The organism is Duganella lactea (assembly GCF_009857505.1).
In the GTDB taxonomy this organism is placed as follows: Bacteria; Pseudomonadota; Gammaproteobacteria; order Burkholderiales; family Burkholderiaceae_D; genus Rugamonas; species Rugamonas lactea.
In genome coordinates, this window is record NZ_WWCP01000003.1 from 156,387 (window position 1) to 172,916 (window position 16,530).

15 protein-coding genes are annotated in these 16,530 nt (G+C 63.5%); 6 read left to right on the top strand and 9 right to left on the bottom strand.

Annotated elements, in window-relative coordinates; all coding sequences use genetic code 11:
• Position 1: 1 nt before the first annotated feature.
• The 4 genes from GTP44_RS05270 to GTP44_RS05285 all read right to left on the bottom strand — a co-directional run bounded on the left by GTP44_RS05270 (position 2) and on the right by GTP44_RS05285 (position 4,425).
• Positions 2-1,579 (bottom strand): aldehyde dehydrogenase (NADP(+)), encoded by a 1,578-nt coding sequence (locus GTP44_RS05270; protein WP_160989520.1) that lies wholly within the window; start codon positions 1,577-1,579, stop codon positions 2-4.
• Positions 1,580-1,651: 72 nt separating this feature from the next.
• Complete coding sequence (kdgD, locus tag GTP44_RS05275) at positions 1,652-2,563, bottom strand: 5-dehydro-4-deoxyglucarate dehydratase (RefSeq protein WP_161018606.1); 912 nt, start codon at positions 2,561-2,563, stop codon at positions 1,652-1,654.
• 168 nt (positions 2,564-2,731) lie between these two features.
• Positions 2,732-3,484, bottom strand: a complete 753-nt coding sequence (locus GTP44_RS05280; protein WP_161018607.1) for a FadR/GntR family transcriptional regulator — start codon at positions 3,482-3,484, stop codon at positions 2,732-2,734.
• Between the two features lie 122 nt (positions 3,485-3,606).
• Complete coding sequence (locus GTP44_RS05285) at positions 3,607-4,425, bottom strand: HDOD domain-containing protein (protein ID WP_161018608.1); 819 nt, start codon at positions 4,423-4,425, stop codon at positions 3,607-3,609.
• 172 nt (positions 4,426-4,597) lie between these two features.
• Here GTP44_RS05285 and GTP44_RS05290 point away from each other — a divergent pair, with 172 nt between their 5' ends.
• On the top strand, positions 4,598-5,917 hold the full coding sequence (locus GTP44_RS05290; RefSeq protein ID WP_160989524.1) for a porin: 1,320 nt from the start codon (positions 4,598-4,600) through the stop codon (positions 5,915-5,917).
• Positions 5,918-5,981: 64 nt separating this feature from the next.
• Here GTP44_RS05290 and GTP44_RS05295 read toward each other — a convergent pair whose 3' ends face one another.
• From GTP44_RS05295 to GTP44_RS05310, 4 genes are all read right to left on the bottom strand, one after another.
• Positions 5,982-6,563, bottom strand: coding sequence for a TerD family protein (locus GTP44_RS05295; RefSeq protein ID WP_160989525.1), 582 nt, complete (start codon positions 6,561-6,563; stop codon positions 5,982-5,984).
• A gap of 15 nt (positions 6,564-6,578) precedes the next feature.
• Entirely contained in the window at positions 6,579-7,277 is a 699-nt protein-coding gene (locus GTP44_RS05300; RefSeq protein WP_161018609.1) for a TIGR00266 family protein, read from the bottom strand.
• 21 nt (positions 7,278-7,298) lie between these two features.
• Positions 7,299-7,874, bottom strand: a complete 576-nt coding sequence (locus GTP44_RS05305; protein WP_161018610.1) for a TerD family protein — start codon at positions 7,872-7,874, stop codon at positions 7,299-7,301.
• Between the two features lie 81 nt (positions 7,875-7,955).
• Positions 7,956-9,005 (bottom strand): DUF475 domain-containing protein, encoded by a 1,050-nt coding sequence (locus tag GTP44_RS05310; RefSeq protein WP_160989528.1) that lies wholly within the window; start codon positions 9,003-9,005, stop codon positions 7,956-7,958.
• A 102-nt stretch (positions 9,006-9,107) separates the two neighbouring features.
• On the opposite strand from GTP44_RS05310, the gene nhaR reads away from it, so the two are divergent.
• From nhaR to GTP44_RS05330, 4 genes are all read left to right on the top strand, one after another.
• Positions 9,108-10,025, top strand: coding sequence for a transcriptional activator NhaR (gene nhaR, locus GTP44_RS05315; protein ID WP_161018611.1), 918 nt, complete (start codon positions 9,108-9,110; stop codon positions 10,023-10,025).
• A 211-nt stretch (positions 10,026-10,236) separates the two neighbouring features.
• A complete protein-coding gene (locus GTP44_RS05320) occupies positions 10,237-11,931 on the top strand; it encodes an OmpA family protein (RefSeq protein ID WP_161018612.1) in 1,695 nt (564 codons plus the stop codon).
• A gap of 12 nt (positions 11,932-11,943) precedes the next feature.
• Positions 11,944-13,470, top strand: a complete 1,527-nt coding sequence (locus GTP44_RS05325) for a hypothetical protein (protein ID WP_161018613.1) — start codon at positions 11,944-11,946, stop codon at positions 13,468-13,470.
• On the top strand, positions 13,467-14,297 hold the full coding sequence (locus tag GTP44_RS05330) for a hypothetical protein (RefSeq protein ID WP_161018614.1): 831 nt from the start codon (positions 13,467-13,469) through the stop codon (positions 14,295-14,297). Before GTP44_RS05325 ends, GTP44_RS05330 begins: the two co-directional genes overlap by 4 nt.
• A 201-nt stretch (positions 14,298-14,498) precedes the next feature.
• On the opposite strand, the gene GTP44_RS05335 is transcribed toward GTP44_RS05330, so the two are convergent.
• Positions 14,499-15,053 carry a DUF6624 domain-containing protein gene (locus GTP44_RS05335; RefSeq protein ID WP_308494313.1) on the bottom strand — a complete coding sequence of 185 codons (555 nt, stop codon included), beginning with the start codon at positions 15,051-15,053 and terminating at the stop codon, positions 14,499-14,501.
• Between the two features lie 129 nt (positions 15,054-15,182).
• Between GTP44_RS05335 and GTP44_RS05340 the strand changes: the two genes are divergently transcribed.
• The gene (locus GTP44_RS05340; protein WP_160989531.1) at positions 15,183-16,520 is read left to right on the top strand and encodes a hemolysin family protein; all 1,338 of its coding nucleotides are present in this window, start codon (positions 15,183-15,185) and stop codon (positions 16,518-16,520) included.
• The last annotated feature ends 10 nt before the right edge of the window (positions 16,521-16,530 follow it).

Sequence of the window (16,530 nt, forward strand, 5' to 3'; positions counted from 1 at the left end):
CTTAGGCGTTCCATACCAGATCGCCGTTGACGACGCGCGGGATCTGCTGTGGGTTGGCGTCCTGCAGCGACTCAGGCAGCAGGTAGGCGGGCACGTCCTGGTAGGACACCGGACGCAGGAAACGGTCGATCGCCGACGCGCCCACCGAGGTGGTGCGGCTGTCCGAGGTCGACGGGAACGGACCGCCGTGGACCATGGCGTGCGCCACTTCCACGCCGGTGCCGAAGCCGTTGAACAGGATACGGCCGACCTTGCGTTCCAGGATCGGCAGCAGCTTGGTGGCCAGCGCCTTGTCGTCGGCGGTGGCGTGCACGGCGCCGGTCAGCTGGCCTTCCAGGTGCTCGGCCACGGCCAGCAGTTCCGCTTCGTTGTCGGCCACCACCAGCAGCGAGGTTGGGCCAAAGATTTCGCCTTCCAGCGCCGGGTCGGTCAGGAAGCGCTTGGCGTCAACCTGGTACAGGAACGCTTGCGCGCCGCACGGCAGATCGCCGGCCTGGCCGATGGCCACCTGTTTCACGCCATCCACGCCCGCCAGGCCCTTGACGCCGCTGGTGTAGGCCTTGTGGATGCCCGGGGTCAGCATGGTTTGCGCCGGCTTGGCGCCGACGGTGCCGGCGGCCGCGTCGACGAAGGCTTGCAGCTTGTCCGACTTCAGGCCGATCAGCAGGCCAGGGTTGGTGCAGAACTGGCCTGCGCCCAGCGTCAGCGAATCGGCGAACGCCTGCGGCAGTTTCGGATTATCCAGCGCGCCTGGCAGCAGGAACACCGGGTTGATCGAGCTCATCTCCGCATACACCGGGATCGGTTCCTTGCGGGCGGCGGCGGTGTGCATCAGCGCCACGCCGCCGGCGCGCGAGCCGGTGAAGCCAACGGCCTTGATGTAAGGGTGGGCGACGAGGTTCTGGCCGATGGTCTGGCCCGAGCCGATCAGCATCGAGAACACGCCTTCCGGCAGATTGCATTCTTCCACGGCTTTGGCCACGGCTTTGCCGACCAGTTCCGAGGTGCCCAGGTGAGCCGAGTGGGCTTTAACGATGACCGGGCAGCCGGCCGCCAGTGCCGAGGCGGTGTCGCCGCCGGCCACCGAGAACGCCAGCGGGAAGTTCGAGGCGCCGAACACGGCGACCGGGCCCAGGCCGATCTTGCGCAGGCGCAGGTCAGGACGCGGGGCCGGCGCGCGGTCCGGCAGCGCGCTGTCCAGCGTCGCGGTCTGGAAACGGCCGTCGCGCACGACTTTCGCGAACAGGCGCAGCTGGGTGCAAGTACGGCCGCGCTCGCCTTCGAGACGGGCTTGCGGCAGGCCGGTTTCCTGCATCGCGCGTTCGATCAGGGTCGGGCCCAGATCCATGATGCGGTCGGCGATGGTTTCCAGGAATTTGGCGCGCGCTTCCAGGCCGGTTTCGCGGTACACGTCGAACGCGGCGTTGGCCAGCTCGACAGCGCGTTGCAGGTCGGCGGCGCCGGCCAGACCGAACGCCGGTTCGATTTCAACGTTGCGGGAAGGATCGACCGCCTTGACGCTGCCTTCTTTACCCAGTACCGCGCTGCGGCCGATGATCATTTCGCCTGCTACTTGCATATTGACTCCTTAATGTGTGAAAAGCGCGGACGAAGCCGCGCTTTGATTTTGCTTACCCGTTAGCTTAAACGATTACTGGGCGCCTTGCTTGAGCATCAGTTTGTGCAGCATGTCCATTTCTTCGGCATTCAGGTCGGTCAGCGGTGCGCGCACCGGACCGGCATCGTAGCCCGCCAGCTTGGCGCCGGCCTTGACGATCGACACGGCGTAGCCGGCCTTGCGGTTGCGGATGTCCAAATAAGGCAGGAAGAACTCGTCGATTATGCGATTCTGTTCGGCGTGGTTGTCGGCCGCGACGGCGTGGTAGAAGTCCATCGCCAGTTTCGGCATGAAGTTGAACACCGCCGACGAGTACACCGGGGTGCCCAGCGCCTTGTAGGCCGCCGCGTACACTTCCGCCGTTGGCAGGCCGCCCAGGTAGCTGAAGCGGTCGCCCAGCTTGCGCCAGATCGAGACCATCAGTTCGATGTCGCCGATGCCGTCCTTGAAGCCGATCAGGTTAGGGCAACGGTCGGCCAGGATCGCCAGCGAGGTCGGGCTCAGGCGGCAGTTGGCGCGGTTGTACACCACCACGCCCAGGTTGGTGGCCTTGCAGACCTCGGCCACGTGTTCGATCAGGCCGTCTTGCGACGCTTCGGTCAGGTAGTGCGGCAGCAGCAGCAGGCCTTGGGCGCCGGCTTTTTCGGCTTCCTTGGCGTAAGCGGCGGCAACGCGGGTCGGACCACCGACGCCGGCCAGGATCGGCACTTGGCCGCGGCAGGTGTCGACGGCGGTCTTGATGATTTCCGGGTATTCCTGTGGGGTCAGCGAGAAGAACTCGCCGGTGCCGCCGGCGGCGAACAGCGCGCTGGCGCCGTAGGGAGCCAGCCATTCCAGACGTTCAATGTAGGTCGACTTGCGGAAGTTGCCTTCGGCGTCGAAGTCGGTGATCGGGAAGGACAGCAGGCCGGAGGAAAGGATTTTTTTCAGGTCGTTCGGTTGCATTACAGTCTCCAAATATTGACGTCTGGTGGGGTGAGGAAACGCTCTCGCGCTGTGTTGTATGACATCGTACAACCAGATCCGATGCGATGCAAGCGATTTCACGCATTCGCGTCCATCGCCGGCCGCCGTGTGGCGTTTCAGCCCGTTCAGTCCATTCAGCCCCTGCCCTTAGGCGCCGACCTCCAGCTGAGCGCGTCGCAGGCGTTCGCGGCTGTTGCTGAGGTGGGTGCGCATGGCGGCGCGGGCCGCCTCGGCGTCCTTGCGCAGGATGGCGTGGTAGATATCGTCATGCTCGCGGTTGACGCGCTCCTGGTAGGCCTTCGGCTCGTCGTGCGCCAGATGCTCGGAATCGAGGCGCGCGCGCGGGATGATGGTGTTGCCCAGGTCGCTGAGAATGTCGATGAAATAACGGTTGCCGGTGGCCTGCGCGATCAGCAGGTGGAAGGCCTTGTCGGACTCCACCGCCACCGCGCGGTTGGGCGCGGCGACGATGCGTTTGAGCGCGGCGTCCATCGCCGTCACCTGCTCGTCGCTGCGGCGGCTGGCGGCCAGCCAGGCGGCCTCGGTCTCCAGGCTGATGCGCAACTCCAGGATCGCCAGCACGTCGCCGATGGTGCGGATGGTGTCGGCGGCGAAGATGTTGGCCGGTTGCGGCGCCAGCACAAAGGTGCCGATGCCGTGGCGAGTCTGCACCAGGCCGGCGGCCTGCAGGTGCGAGATCGCCTCGCGCACCACGGTGCGGCTGACGCCGTGCATTTCCATGATGACGGACTCGGTCGGCAACTTCTCGCCCGGCTTCAGCGTGCCGGCCTGGATGCTGCCGGTAAAGCTCTCGACCACACCCTGGGCGAGGTTGCGGTGCTTCTTTTTGGGCACTGGGGCGGGCACGGCGGCAAGCGGCATTGGTACGGACTGATTCATGACGGTTTAACTGTTGTATGACGACGATTAGGATACACGCATTGCGGCGCAAAACGATGTGCATATTGCCAGACTTGGCGCGCGGTATGTCTTTAACATCATTTTTGCCACAAATAAGCGGCTCAAACCAGCAGCGCGGCGCTCATAGAGGCGGCCTCGGCGGCGGATTCCAGCAGGATCTGGTCGAGCAAGGCATTATCGTCGATGAAGCCGGCCAACGACGGATTGTGCTGCTCCGGCGCGAACGGCGAGGCGATCGGCGCCAGGCGCTTGGCGATCAGCAGCGTGTCGCGCAGGCCGCGCGGCGGCGGCATCAACGTGGCGCCACGCAGCGAGACGATGGCCTGGCTGACCGGTTCGGGAATGCAGAGCTTCTTCATCATCTCGCGGGAAATGATTTCCTGCGCCGCGCCCATCCAGCCGGCCGGATCGTCGAGCAAGCCGGGCATCTCGTCGGCGCGCGACAGCAGGTAGAAGCCGCCGGCTTCATGCACGATGCCGGCGAACAGCGCGGTGTCGGGATCGGTTTCACTGAGCCGCCGGCCGATCACGTGGGCCAGCGCCGCCACGTGCGCCGTGTGGCGCCACAGCTGGTCGGCCTGGGCGCGCAGCCGCGGGTCGTGCAGGCGGGCGCCGAACTGGCGCACCACCATCGCCGCCGCCATCGTGTACAGATTGCGGTAGCCGATACGCTGCACCGCCGCGCGCACGCTGGTGACCGGCATGCCGCCGCGGTTGAACACCGCCGCGTTGGCCAGCGCCACGGTGCGCGCCGCCAGCAGCGGCTCGCCCAGCACCTTGCGGATCACCTCATCCATCTCGCACTCGGGATCGGCCAGCGCCAGCTGCAGGCGCAGCGCCGCGTTGACGCTGGTGGGGAACACCAGTTCGCCGCGCGCCGCCTGGGCGACGATCTGCGAGAAGTCTTTCAGTTTTTCCATGGAAACATTATAGCCGGATTGGCAGCGCGGCGGGCGGGCGCCGGGCACTGCAGCATACGCTTTTGCAAGTGTGTTATTCCCACCACGAACGATCTGAACACTCGTGCCTTTTTCAGGCAACTGCTATAGAGTCCAACTACCGAGTACAACCATAAAATCGGAGACCAACCACATGAAGAGAACCGCCGTATCCGTCGCGTGCGCGACCGCACTCGCCCTGTTCGCCGGCCAAGCCGCCGCCCAATCCTCCGTCACCATTTACGGCACACTGGACGTCGGTTTCGACCGCGTCGAGAAAAGCCAGGGCAATGTGCAGGGCACGCTGTTCGGTGTCAGCGGCACCACGCCGGTGCCCAACAGCGTCGCCGCGCCGAAGACCATCACCCAGCGCATCACGCCGTCGCATACGCGCCAGAGCAATATCGGTTTCAAGGGCGTGGAAGACCTCGGTGACGGCTGGCGCGGCCTGTTCGTGCTGGAAGGCGGCTTGACCATCGACAACGGCGGCCTGGCCAACGACAACCGTCTGTTCGGCCGCCAGGCCTATGTGGGCCTGACCACGCCGGGCGGCGAAATCAAGATGGGCCGCCAGGCCAGCCCGATGCTGATCTCCTACTATCTGGTGACGCCGGAAGCGGTCGGCTCGACCGACCTGTTCAGCGCCGGCCTGGTGGTCAACACCGTGCAGACCTGGCAGGACAACCAGATCAGCTACGCCATCAAGCAAGGCCCGATCACCGCCATCGTCTCCTACGCCACCAACGCCGGCATCGGCACCGGCATCAGCGCGGCGCGCTCGACGGCCACGTCGTCGACGCCGGTCGCCACCGCCGCCACCGGCCAGATCGTCGGCGGCCAGACGGCCGGCACGGAAACCGCGAGCGGCCGCGGCAAGGCGGCCGGCGCCATGCTGGCCTACCGCACCGAGTCCCTGGTGGCGCTGGCCTCCTACCACCGCAACAACTTCGACAACGTGCCGATCGGCGTGGTGTCGGGCACCACCCTGGTGCCGCTGTTCTTCGGCGAGAAATTCACCTCCTACATGGGCGCGGTGAAATACACCTTCCCCGGCATCGGCACCTCGATCGCCGTGGCCGGCCACAACGCCAAGTTCGCGCTGCGCGGCAACACCGATCCGGAAGTGCGCACCTGGACCGCGACCCTCAAGCATCCGATCGGCGCGTTCGACCTGAGCGCCATCTTCCTCGACACCCGCTTCACCAATTACACCGAGGGCAAGGATCGCGGCTTGATGCTGGGCGTGGACTATAACTTCTCCAAGCGCACCGCGCTGTACCTGCGGGCTGGCGGCATCAAGGATAGCCGCGGCAAGACGGTGGTGTCGAGCGCCACGCCGCTGCCGCTGTCCGGCGGACCGGGCGCGATCCTGATCCCGCTGGGCACGCAGGAAGTGCCACTGTTCTCCGGCGCCGGCCAAAACATCGACGCCCGCACCACCATGCTGAGTCTCGGCGTGCGCCATTCGTTCTAGACGAAAAAAAACGGAGCACTGCCGGTACAGTGCTCCGCCCAAAGACTACAGCTGAAATTTATAGTTAGAGGTGAGTGGCGATTTGCGGCAGCAAGTCGTCAAACGTGCGGCCATTGCCGTTTTCGCCGATGGCGTGCATCTTCCATTCGCCATTGTGGCGGTACAGCTTGGCCATGATCTGCGCCGAGTGCGGTCCCTGCACCGACAGGTTGAAACGCGCCACTTCCCGGCCGCTCGCGGCGTCCAGCAGGCGGCAATAGGCGTTCTCCACCTGCGCGAAGGTCTGGCCGGTGAAGCTGTTGACCGTGAACACCAGACTCTTGATGTTCGACGGCACCGCGTTCAGGTCGACGTTGATCTGCTCATCGTCGCCATCGCCGGCGCCGGTGCGGTTGTCGCCGCTGTGCACCACGCTGCCGTCCTTGCTGCGCAGCTGGCGGAAGAAGATCACGTCCACCGGACGGTGCCCCTCGTCGAACAGCACGCACGAGGCGTCCAGATCGACCGCTTCGGTCTTGGAACCGAAGCCGAGGAAGCCCTTGGTCTTGACCGCGTCCCAGCCCAGCCCCATGGTGACGCGCCCGAGCGCGCCACCGGCTTCTTTTTCCAGAGAGATCTTCTGGCCCTTGCTCAAATTAACTGACATGCTTGCTCCTGTTCTTTACTGTGCGGGCTGGCGCATCAGGAAGGACTGCAACGCCGCGCTGTTGCGCGAGCAGATCAGCACCTTGCCCTGGCCCGAAAAACGCAGCACCATGCCTTCGCCGCTGGTCTGGCTGTTCACCAGATTGCGCAGGAAGCCACCGCCGCCGCCCGTGGTCATTGAAATGTCGTAGCGCAGCCGGCTGTCCCAGGCCACCACGTGCGCGTTGTCGATGATGACGTCGCGGCCCGGCGTCACCTCCAGTTCGGAGATGCCGCCAAAGCCGGACACCGCCACCTGCCCCACGCCGCTGGTCTCGGTGATGAAGAAGCCGCCGCTTTGCGCGAACAGCGCGTTGCCGACGTTCTGCGTGCGCACCTTCAGCTCAACGCTGGCGGTGGCGGCGACGAAGCAGCCATCGCTCAGCATGTACTGGTGTTGGCCGACGTCGAGAATCTGCAGCGCGCCCGGCAGGGTTGGCGCCAGCAGGCAATCGCCGTCGCCGCGCACCGCCTCGATGTGCTGCTGGAAGAAGGACTCGCCGTTGGCGAAGCGCCGCATCAGCGCGGCGCCAATGCCGCCGGTCATCTTGCCCTTCAGCTCAAGCGCCTCTTCCATCATCACCATCGCGTTCGATTCGCAATAGATTTTTTCGCCCTGGCGCATCGCCACATGCAGGAAGGGATCGAAGTCGCCGGTGATCGTAAATACAGGCATGATGACTGCGTCCTTCAGGAATTAAACGCCGACGCCGAACGAGCCGGCCAGCGGACCGAGGCCGCCCTTGAAGCCCTGGCCGACGGCCTTGAACTTCCAGTCGCCATTGTTGCGGTACACCTCGCCGAAGATCATGGCCGACTCGGTCGAGCTGTCTTCCGACAGGTCGTAGCGGGCGATCTCGGCGTTGCTGGCGCCGTTGACGGTGCGGATGAAAGCCTTCTGCACCATGCCGAAATTCTGGCGGCGCGCGTCGCCCTCGTGGATGGTGGCGCAGATGGCGATGCGGTCGACATCGGCCGGCACCTTGGTCAGGTCGATGGTGACGGTTTCGTCGTCGCCGGCGCCGTCGCCGGTGCGGTTGTCGCCCGAGTGCGCCACCGACTGGTCGGCCGACTTCAGGTTGTTGTAGAAGATGAAGTCGCTGTCATTGCGCACTTTGCCATCCACCTTCAGCAGGAAGGCCGAGCCGTCCAGATCGAACGGGCTGCCGTCGGTGCTGCGCACATCCCAGCCCAGACCCACCACGATTTTCGTCAGGCCCGGAGCTTCCTTGCTCAGATTGACGTTACCACCTTTTTGCAGACTGATTGCCATTTTGTTGCTCCTTAAATGAAAACCGGACTTGGTACCACAGGCGGCGAGCCGTTGTCCGTAATAAACGGCCCGCCGAATTCTTTAGGCCGTGACGGCCAGCGCCTCGTGCTTGCGGCGGTGACGCACCGACGACCACACCGACGCCGCGATGAACGCCACACCAATCAGGCCGGTGAAGATCTCCGGCACATGGAACTTCATGCTGGCCAACATGATCGCGGCCAAAATACCGATCGCGTAGTGGGCGCCGTGCTCCAGATACAGGAACTGATCCAGCGTGCCTTTCTTCACCAGGTAAATCGTCATCGAGCGGACAAACATCGCGCCGATCGCCAGGCCCAGCATGATGATCACGACGTCGGTGGTGATCGCGAACGCGCCAATCACGCCGTCGAAGCTGAACGAAGCGTCCAGCACTTCCAGGTACAGGAAGCCGCCGATACCGCCACGCTTGACCAGGTCGCCGACATTGCCGCCGCCCTCCTCTTCCTTTTCCAGCAGACTGCTGATGCTATCGACACCGACGTAGATCAGGATGCCCCACAGGCCGGAAATCAGCACCACCAGTTTCTGGCCTTCCTGCACCAGCCCCATACAGCCGAGCAGCACGCCGATGGCGATCATCACCGAGATCGATGAGACCTTGCCCAGCGAGCCAAGTTTCTTCTCGAAGTTGCCGAGCCAGTGCACTTCCTTGTCTTCATCGAGCAGGAAGTTCAGGAACACCAGCAGCAGGAACATGCCACCGAAGGCCGCCACTTCCGCGTGGTGATTGGTCAGGTGCGTCGAGTACGTCTTTGGATCGTTCAGCGCCAGCGTCCACACCTCGGCAATGCTGAGATCGGCGGCCACCGCCACAATCACCAGCGGGAACACCAGCCGCATGCCGAACACCGCGATGATGATGCCGACGCCGAGGAACAGTTTCTGCCAGTACTCATCCCAGTTCTTCAGCACGGAGGCGTTGACCACCGCGTTGTCGAACGACAGCGAGACCTCCATCGCCGCCAGGATCAAGGCAATCCCAAAGGCCGATAGCGCGCCGCCGACGCCCGCCAGTTCGTAGCCCCACCACGCGGACAAGCCGAGGCAGAGCAAGCTGACGATGAAAGAAATTCTGAAGTGTTGCATCCCATGCTTTCGTTGTTATAAATCGATGGCATGCAGTGTAAAGAAAACCATTGAATTGAAAAATAGAAGATAATCGAAGTATTGCTTCGCAAAAACCGAACCATGAAAAACAGCGGACTCAACTTTAGACACTTGTATTTCTTCTGGATGGTGGCGCGCGAAGGCGGCGTCACGCGCGCCGCCGAGCGGCTGGGACTGGCGGTGCAGACCATCAGCATGCAGATCGCCTCGCTGGAAAAATCGATCGGCAAGCAGTTGCTCGAACCACAGGGACGGCGGCTGGTGCCGACCGAGGCGGGCCGTCTCGCGCTCAGCTATTGCGAACAGATTTTTCCGTTGGGCGATCAGCTACAGGAAGCGCTGGACGAGGCGGAGACCGGAAAAATGCGGCTGGCGGTCGGCATCTCCGATTCGTTGCCGAAGCTGATCGCCTTCCGCCTGCTGCAAGCGACCCAGCAGATGGACACGCGGGTGCACCTGGTGTGCATGGAGGATGAGTTTGAAAACCTGCTGGCCGATCTGGCGCTGGGCAAGCTGGACGTGGTGTTGACTGACCGCACGGTGCGCGCCGGCGGCAGCCTGAAGGTGTTCAGCCACCTGCTGGGCGAAAGCGACATGAAACTGTTCGGCGCGCCTAAGCTGGCGCGCAAGTACCGCCGCAACTTTCCCGCTAGTCTGCAAGGGGCGCCGCTGCTGCTGCCGACCCGCAACAACGCGCTGCGCGGGCGCATCGACGCCTGGCTGCTGGAACGCAAGGTGTGGCCGGAAATCGTCGCCGAGTTCGAAGACAACGCCATGCTCAACACCTTCGGCCGCAATGGCCTGGGTCTGTTCTTCGCGCCCTCGGCGCTGGCGCCGGACATCGAAGACCAGTTCGGCGCCGTGCTGGTCGGCGACGCGCCGGAACTGCGCGAACACTTCTACGCCATCTCCAACGCCCGCAAGATCACCCACCCGGCCATCGAAGCCATCCTCACCGAAGTGCACAGCGGCCTGTTCTCGCAGATCTCGCACGATTAATCTCCGGTTACTCTGCACCAGCTCAAATCCGGGCGTAATACCCGACCTAAAATTAATGGCATTCCATCTCGACCGGGGTGGAATGCAATCTCATGCTTAGTGACTTTTGGTGAGAATCACCCTCATTAAAATATGCGAAAATATTTATTTAAAGCAACAATTTTAACCGTTTCCCAACGCACCCTCCCGACCATCCTCCAGCGAGATCCCCTTGAAAGCCGCTCATACCCAGTCTGTTGCGGGCCTGCTGCCCGCCCGGTTTGCCGTTAAATTTCTGACGGTCGCCGTCTGCACCACTTTGATCAGCGCCTGCGCCACCGATCCGCGTACCGGCCAGCCGTCGTTCAAGGAAACTTTCGCCAGCGACGATCCGTGCGCCAACAACGCGCGCAATATCGGGATCTTTGCCGGGGCGCTTGCCGGCGTCATTCTGGCCAATCAGGTCCAACACTCGGACCGCGCCCGCATCGTCGGCGCGCTGGCCGGCGCCACCATTGGCGGACTGATCGGGAAAGACATGGATGACCGCCGCTGCGCCCTCTCCAAGATCGCCAAACAGTACGACCTGCAACTGCAAACCTCCACTGTCAGCGCCAGCGGACAAGTGATCGCCGACAGCAGTCTGAAAAACAATCCGAACGCCGAAGCCATCCAGAAGAGCGCGGTCGGCATGGTGGTGGAAGTGCGCGACCAGCCAGGACGCGGCGGGCATTTTGAAACCAATTCGGATCAGCTGACCGAACAGGCACAGCGCTACTTCTCGGCGATTGCCGATTCCTACAACACCCGTCTGCGCGCCAACAATATTGCCGATCCAAAAGAGAAGGCCGACTACATCGACCAGGTCAGCAAGCGCAAGATCCTGCTGATCGGCCATACCGACGACACCGGCAGTTCGCGCCTGAACGCCGACTTGTCGGAGCGGCGCGCGCGCGCGGTCGCGGCCTACATGGAAAAGCGCGGTATCGCGCAGGAATCGCTGTATTTCCAGGGCGCCGGCGAAGCCTATCCGATCGCCGACAACAACACGGAAGGGGGGCGGGCACAGAACCGCCGGGTTGAAATCGTCGAGGTCGCCGATGCGGAGGCCTTCAACCGCTTCCTCGCCGAACGCAAGCCGCGCTACGAGTTCTACCGTCCGGGCGAGACCCAGGCAGCACCCGTGATGGCCGCAGCCAGCGTCGCCGCACCGGCGACCACCAAACGGCAAGCAGGCAAGCAGGCCGCGTCCAAGCCCGGCGGCAAGGCCGCGCCAGCATCGACGCCGTCACCATCGGCTTCGACCGCCGCCGTGGCCAGCGGCAGCACGCCGGCACCGGCCAACGGCATCGACTTCGGCGGACGCCCGATGATGGCCAGCGGCGCGGCCGATATCGGCCAGATGGTCGCCAGAAACCGCACCGGTTTTTCGCTGATCAGCAACGCCTACGCGGATGAGCCGCCGGTCATCGCCGATTGCTCGCGCGACCGGCCGCGCGCGGCGCATGGTGTCAAGTCCCTGTCCGACGGCAAGACCTATCGCACCGCCGAATACCTGCCTGGCCTCTACGGTAAAACCTGGGCCGACCAGGTGAACGGCCACCTGGTCGTGCTGAACAAGGTGGCCGTGCTGTCCGGCGACGGCGCCGCCGCCAACCTGCCGGAGTTCAAGGTCTACACCAATTACAACCCGGCCCGCAGCGCCACCGCCACACCGGCGCTGTCGCTGACGCCGGAGGTCAACACCTACCTCGGCGACAGGGGCTTGCTGTACCGCCTGTTCCTGAACGGCAAAGGCGGCCTGTCCTGCGTCGACGTGGTGTTCAGCGCTGACGGCGGCACGGCCGCCCGCAAGGGCAGCCTGGTGTATTGGCACAACGCGCGTCTGATGTCGGCCGACTTCAAACCTACCATCAATCAAAAATAAAAGGATGTGCTCATGAAGGAATTTATCTCCACCTATCCGGCGCTGGCCTGGAGCATCGTCAGCGTCATGCTGGCACTGGTCGTCGTGGCGACCTTGTGGCAACAACTGAAATGGTGGTGGTTCAACACCTGGGTCAATTTCCCGCTGCTCGGCCGCATCGCCAGCCTGTCGCGCGACGCCAGCGTGGACGTGGCGCATCCGGGCTGGTACACCGGCGAGCGCACGCTGTGCCAGGAGTACAAGAATTTCGTCCACGTGCAGGATGAACACGACTTCAACGAGAAAGTCACCTATCTGACCAAGGCCGGCGACAATGGCCGCCGCAACACGCCCGGCTGGATCTGGCTGCTGACGGTGTCAATGGTGTTTGTCGAGGCACTGGGCTTCTCCTACGTGCTGGCCGGATACACCATTCCCGGCGCCAGCGAGAACCTGCAACAAACCGGCGCCTACGGCATTGCCTTCCTGATCTCGGTGATTTTGGTGGCGTTCACTCACTTTGCCGGCCATGAGCTGTACAAATCCGGCCGCATCAAGAACGCGCGCCGCGAATGGGTGGCCGACAAATGCGAGTTCAAGCTGACCACCGGCACCATCCCGCTGGCCCGTCCGCAAAGCGCCGACGACGACCTGCCACCGTACACTCAGCTGTGCAACCGTGTGGGCACGCATGCCACTTATGTGGTGTCGGTGTCCACGCTGATCATCGTGCTGCTGATCGCCGGCGCCGCCACCTACGTGCGCGGCCAGGTGCTGGAAAAAGAACTGGTGGCGCGCGTCACCCAGGCCAGTCAGCAGATCGACAGCGGCAACCAGGCCGCGACCGACAGCCTGGACATGAGCAAAACCAGCCTGCGCCTGCCCGATGCCGATGCCGCATCGGACCACAACGCCGACAAAAAGGTCGCCAGCGATGAGGCCGATATCGACCGCCACGGTGGCTGGGCCACCTTCATCGTGCTGGCCTTTGTGTTTGTCTTCCTGCAGTTGCTGGGCGTGATCTTCGGCTACCGCTGGGGCTTTGCCGGCCAGAACAGCGCGGAAGCTTACCGCGACATCGGCGGCGGGCGCTACTCCAGCTATAGCGCGGTGCGCGAAGCCTATCGCCGCGTGGCCGATACCGCACAGGCGCGCCTGGCCGTTCTGCAGCAGCGCATCATGGCCAAGAACATCAACGTCGGCACCTCGGGCAAGCACTTGAGCAAGACCTTCCGCGACTACGTGCAGGAAACCCGTGTGGCAGACCAGGCCGAGCGTCAACATGAGCGCGACCACGCGGCAACCTTCAAGCGGCAGGAGGCGCCAGCCGCACCGACGCCTGCCCCGGCGCCTGTCACCGTCACCGCGCCAGCGGCCGCGCCTGGCGCCGCCGATATCGTGTCGCAACTGAACGCCATGGGCGAGGACAAGCAAGCCAAACTGGCCTTGCTGAACAGCCTGGCACCGGAATTGCACGAGCAGGTGGTCGTCGCGCTCAAGCAGCATAAGGAAGAGAAAGCACGCCAGGCACGCAATGCCGAGCTGGAGGATCTGCTGTGAAATGGAGCGCTCTGCTACTGCAACTTTGCATCGCGGGTGCGGCGCTGGCCGGCAATACCGACGCGGTGCGCAGCTGCCAGGACAAGCAATTGCCGCCGCTGCCGAATACCGCGCGCGAATTACTGGTGGTGATCGACCAGACCACGCCCCTGAGTCCGGCGCTGCAACAGGCGGTGGCTAATCACATCAAACCTTTCCTGGTCGCAGGCAATCGCTTCAGCATCGTCGTGTTCTCGGCCTACACCCAGGGCCACTATACCGACCTGCTGGCTTCGGGCAAGCTCGACGCCTTGCTGCCGGGCGAAGTGCGTAACGATATTGCCAAGCCGGTGCTAGCCAAGCTGGACCTGTGCCAGCAGCGCCAGCCGCAGCAAGCCGCGCAAGTGGTGGGCCAAGCGTTGCGCGCGGCCTACCAAGGCACCAGCGGCAACATCGCCAAGTCGGACATCTATGCCAGCCTGAAGGCAATTTCCAGCGTCATCAAGCAATCTGCCGTGCCGGACAAGGTGGTGCTGATCGTCTCCGACATGCTGGAAAATTCCTCGGTCGCCAACTTCTACGCCGAGCAGGGACGGTCGGTGCGCAATGTGGTGCCGGCCAAGGAGTTGCGCGCGGTCGAAGACAACCGCCTGCTGGCCGACTTCGGCGGCGCGCGCGTCTATGTCATGGGCGCCGGTCTGCTGGTGGAAGACGCCAACCACAGCAAGAGCTACCGTGACCCGAAAACCATGCAGTCACTGCACAGCTTCTGGACCGGGTATTTCAGCAAATCGAACGCCAGGCTGGTGGAGTTCGGCCAACCGGCGTTGCTCAATCCGATACGCTAAGCGCCGGCCGTGCATTCGTGCACGCTCCCGCGCCGCAGGCTGTCCCGCGCTTCCCACGGCGCGCGGCGCTGCGGCGCGACCAGGCAATCGCCGCGCTCCGTCTCCGGCGGCTGCACCGGCAGCGCCGCCAAGCGCCGCTCCGTCCGTAGATCATCGACCGCACCACGCAAATTTTTTGCCGTAACAAAAGTGAGACCGAGGCTACTTCGACATCAAGGCCTGATACTCTGCAATCGGCTCCAGGCCAACCTGGGCACGGCGCTCATCCAGATGCGCCTCGTCCTCCACCGGGTACATGTGGGGCTTACCGTCCTTACCGGTCTGGAACTGGCTGCCATAGCGTTGCGGCTTGCCGTCGTACATCAAATCCCGGTCGACGCTAAGCGCAAATGCCCATTGCGGCATCTGGCCGCGATCCGCTGCTGCCTTCATGTATGGCAAACACAGCTTCAGGAATTCAGGCGTGCCGTGCTGCGCCACCAGCCACGCCGCCTGCGCGGCTGGCTTGCCGACCATGGCGATGTCCGGCCAGCCTTTGCGGCGAATGATGTCGAGCAGCGCTGCCTCATGCGCCGCGTCCAGACGATGAACCTCGGCCCGGATTTCCGGCGCATCACGGGTCCAGCGGGCCCGCAGCGCCTGATCTTCCGCCGCCATGGCCTCCAATTGACCGGCAATTTCTGGCTCGGGTACCGCCCAAGCCGGGCTGGCGCATGCGAAAAATGAAACCAGTATCAAAAATCGTCGAAAAATCATCGAATACAAGGTAACAGCATTAATAAAGTCACTAACTATACGCTGGTAAAGGCGCTCCAATTTACGCAAATTATCGCGCAGTCGTTTAAGATGGTGGTTTCAACTACGCAATCCTGCCGCTCGGCCCCTATGCAAAACGTCCTGCTTGTCGTTCTCGCCCTGTTGTTGGTTGCTTTGAACGGTTTCTTCGTCGCTGCCGAATTCGGCATCGTCACTCTGCGAAAAACGCGGGTCCGCGCCATCGCCAAGACACAAGGATTAAAGGGGCGCATCCTCGGCAAGGTCCACGGCGAGCTGGACGCCTACCTGTCCGCTTGCCAGCTCGGTATCACGCTGGCCTCGCTGGGCCTGGGCTGGGTCGGCGAGCCGGCCTTCGCCAGCCTGTTGGCGCCGCTACTGCACGCCATCGGCGTCACCTCGCCCGAGCTGATCCACGGCATCGCGTTTGTGTTCGCCTTCGGCGTGATTTCCTTCCTGCATATCGTGGTCGGCGAACTGGCGCCGAAATCGCTGGCGATCCGCATGCCGGAAGTGGTCGGCCTGTGGAGCGCGCTGCCCTTGTACGGCTTCTACTGGCTGATGTACCCGTTCATCTACCTGCTCAACGCCAGCGCCAACATGGTGCTGCGGGCGGCGGGCCTGGCCGGTAAAGGCGGGCACGACAGCCATTACTCGGTCGAGGAACTGAAGCTGATCCTGCGCACCAGCCAGCCCGGCGAAAAATTCAACCAGGACGAGCGCAACATCCTGGCCCATTCGCTGGACTTCAGCGACCTGTCGGTGTCGGACCTGATGCGCCCGATCAACGAGGTGATCAGCCTGCACGCCGGCCGCTCGCTCAGCGTCAACCTCGACACCATGCTGCGCAACCGCTTCAGCCGCTATCCCTACTACGACAAGGATGGCGAAACCGTACTCGGCGTGGTGCATCTGAAAGACCTGTTCTTCGCCATGCAGTCCGGCCGCCCGATCAACGACTTGCTGCCCTTCCTGCGTCCGGTGGAGACGATTTCCGCCCGCACGCCGGCGCTGGAGCAGTTCCGCCGCTTCCGCGACGGCGCGCCGCACTTCGCGCTGATCGGCGAGAAAGGCAAGCGCCCGGTCGGCTTCATCACGCTGGACAATCTGCTCGGCGCCATGGTCGGCGAGATCCACGACGAGTTCCGCCTCAACGAGAACGACTGGCTCAAGCAGCCGGACGGCACGCTGATCGGCAAGGCCAGCCTGCCGATCTTCTCGCTGGAGCGCACGCTGGGCATCGATATAGAAAATGAAGAACTGGGCCTGGAAGAGGTAGAATCGGTGGGCGGCCTGATTATGCTGAAACTGGGCGATATCCCGAAACAGGGCCAACGCATCAGCTTCCGCGGTTTCGATATCGTCGCCAAGAAAATGAATGGTCCGCGCATCCTGCTGGTCAAGGTCATCCCCAAGGATGACACCGAGGATAACGCCGACCTTGATTAAAGGCGTCCCC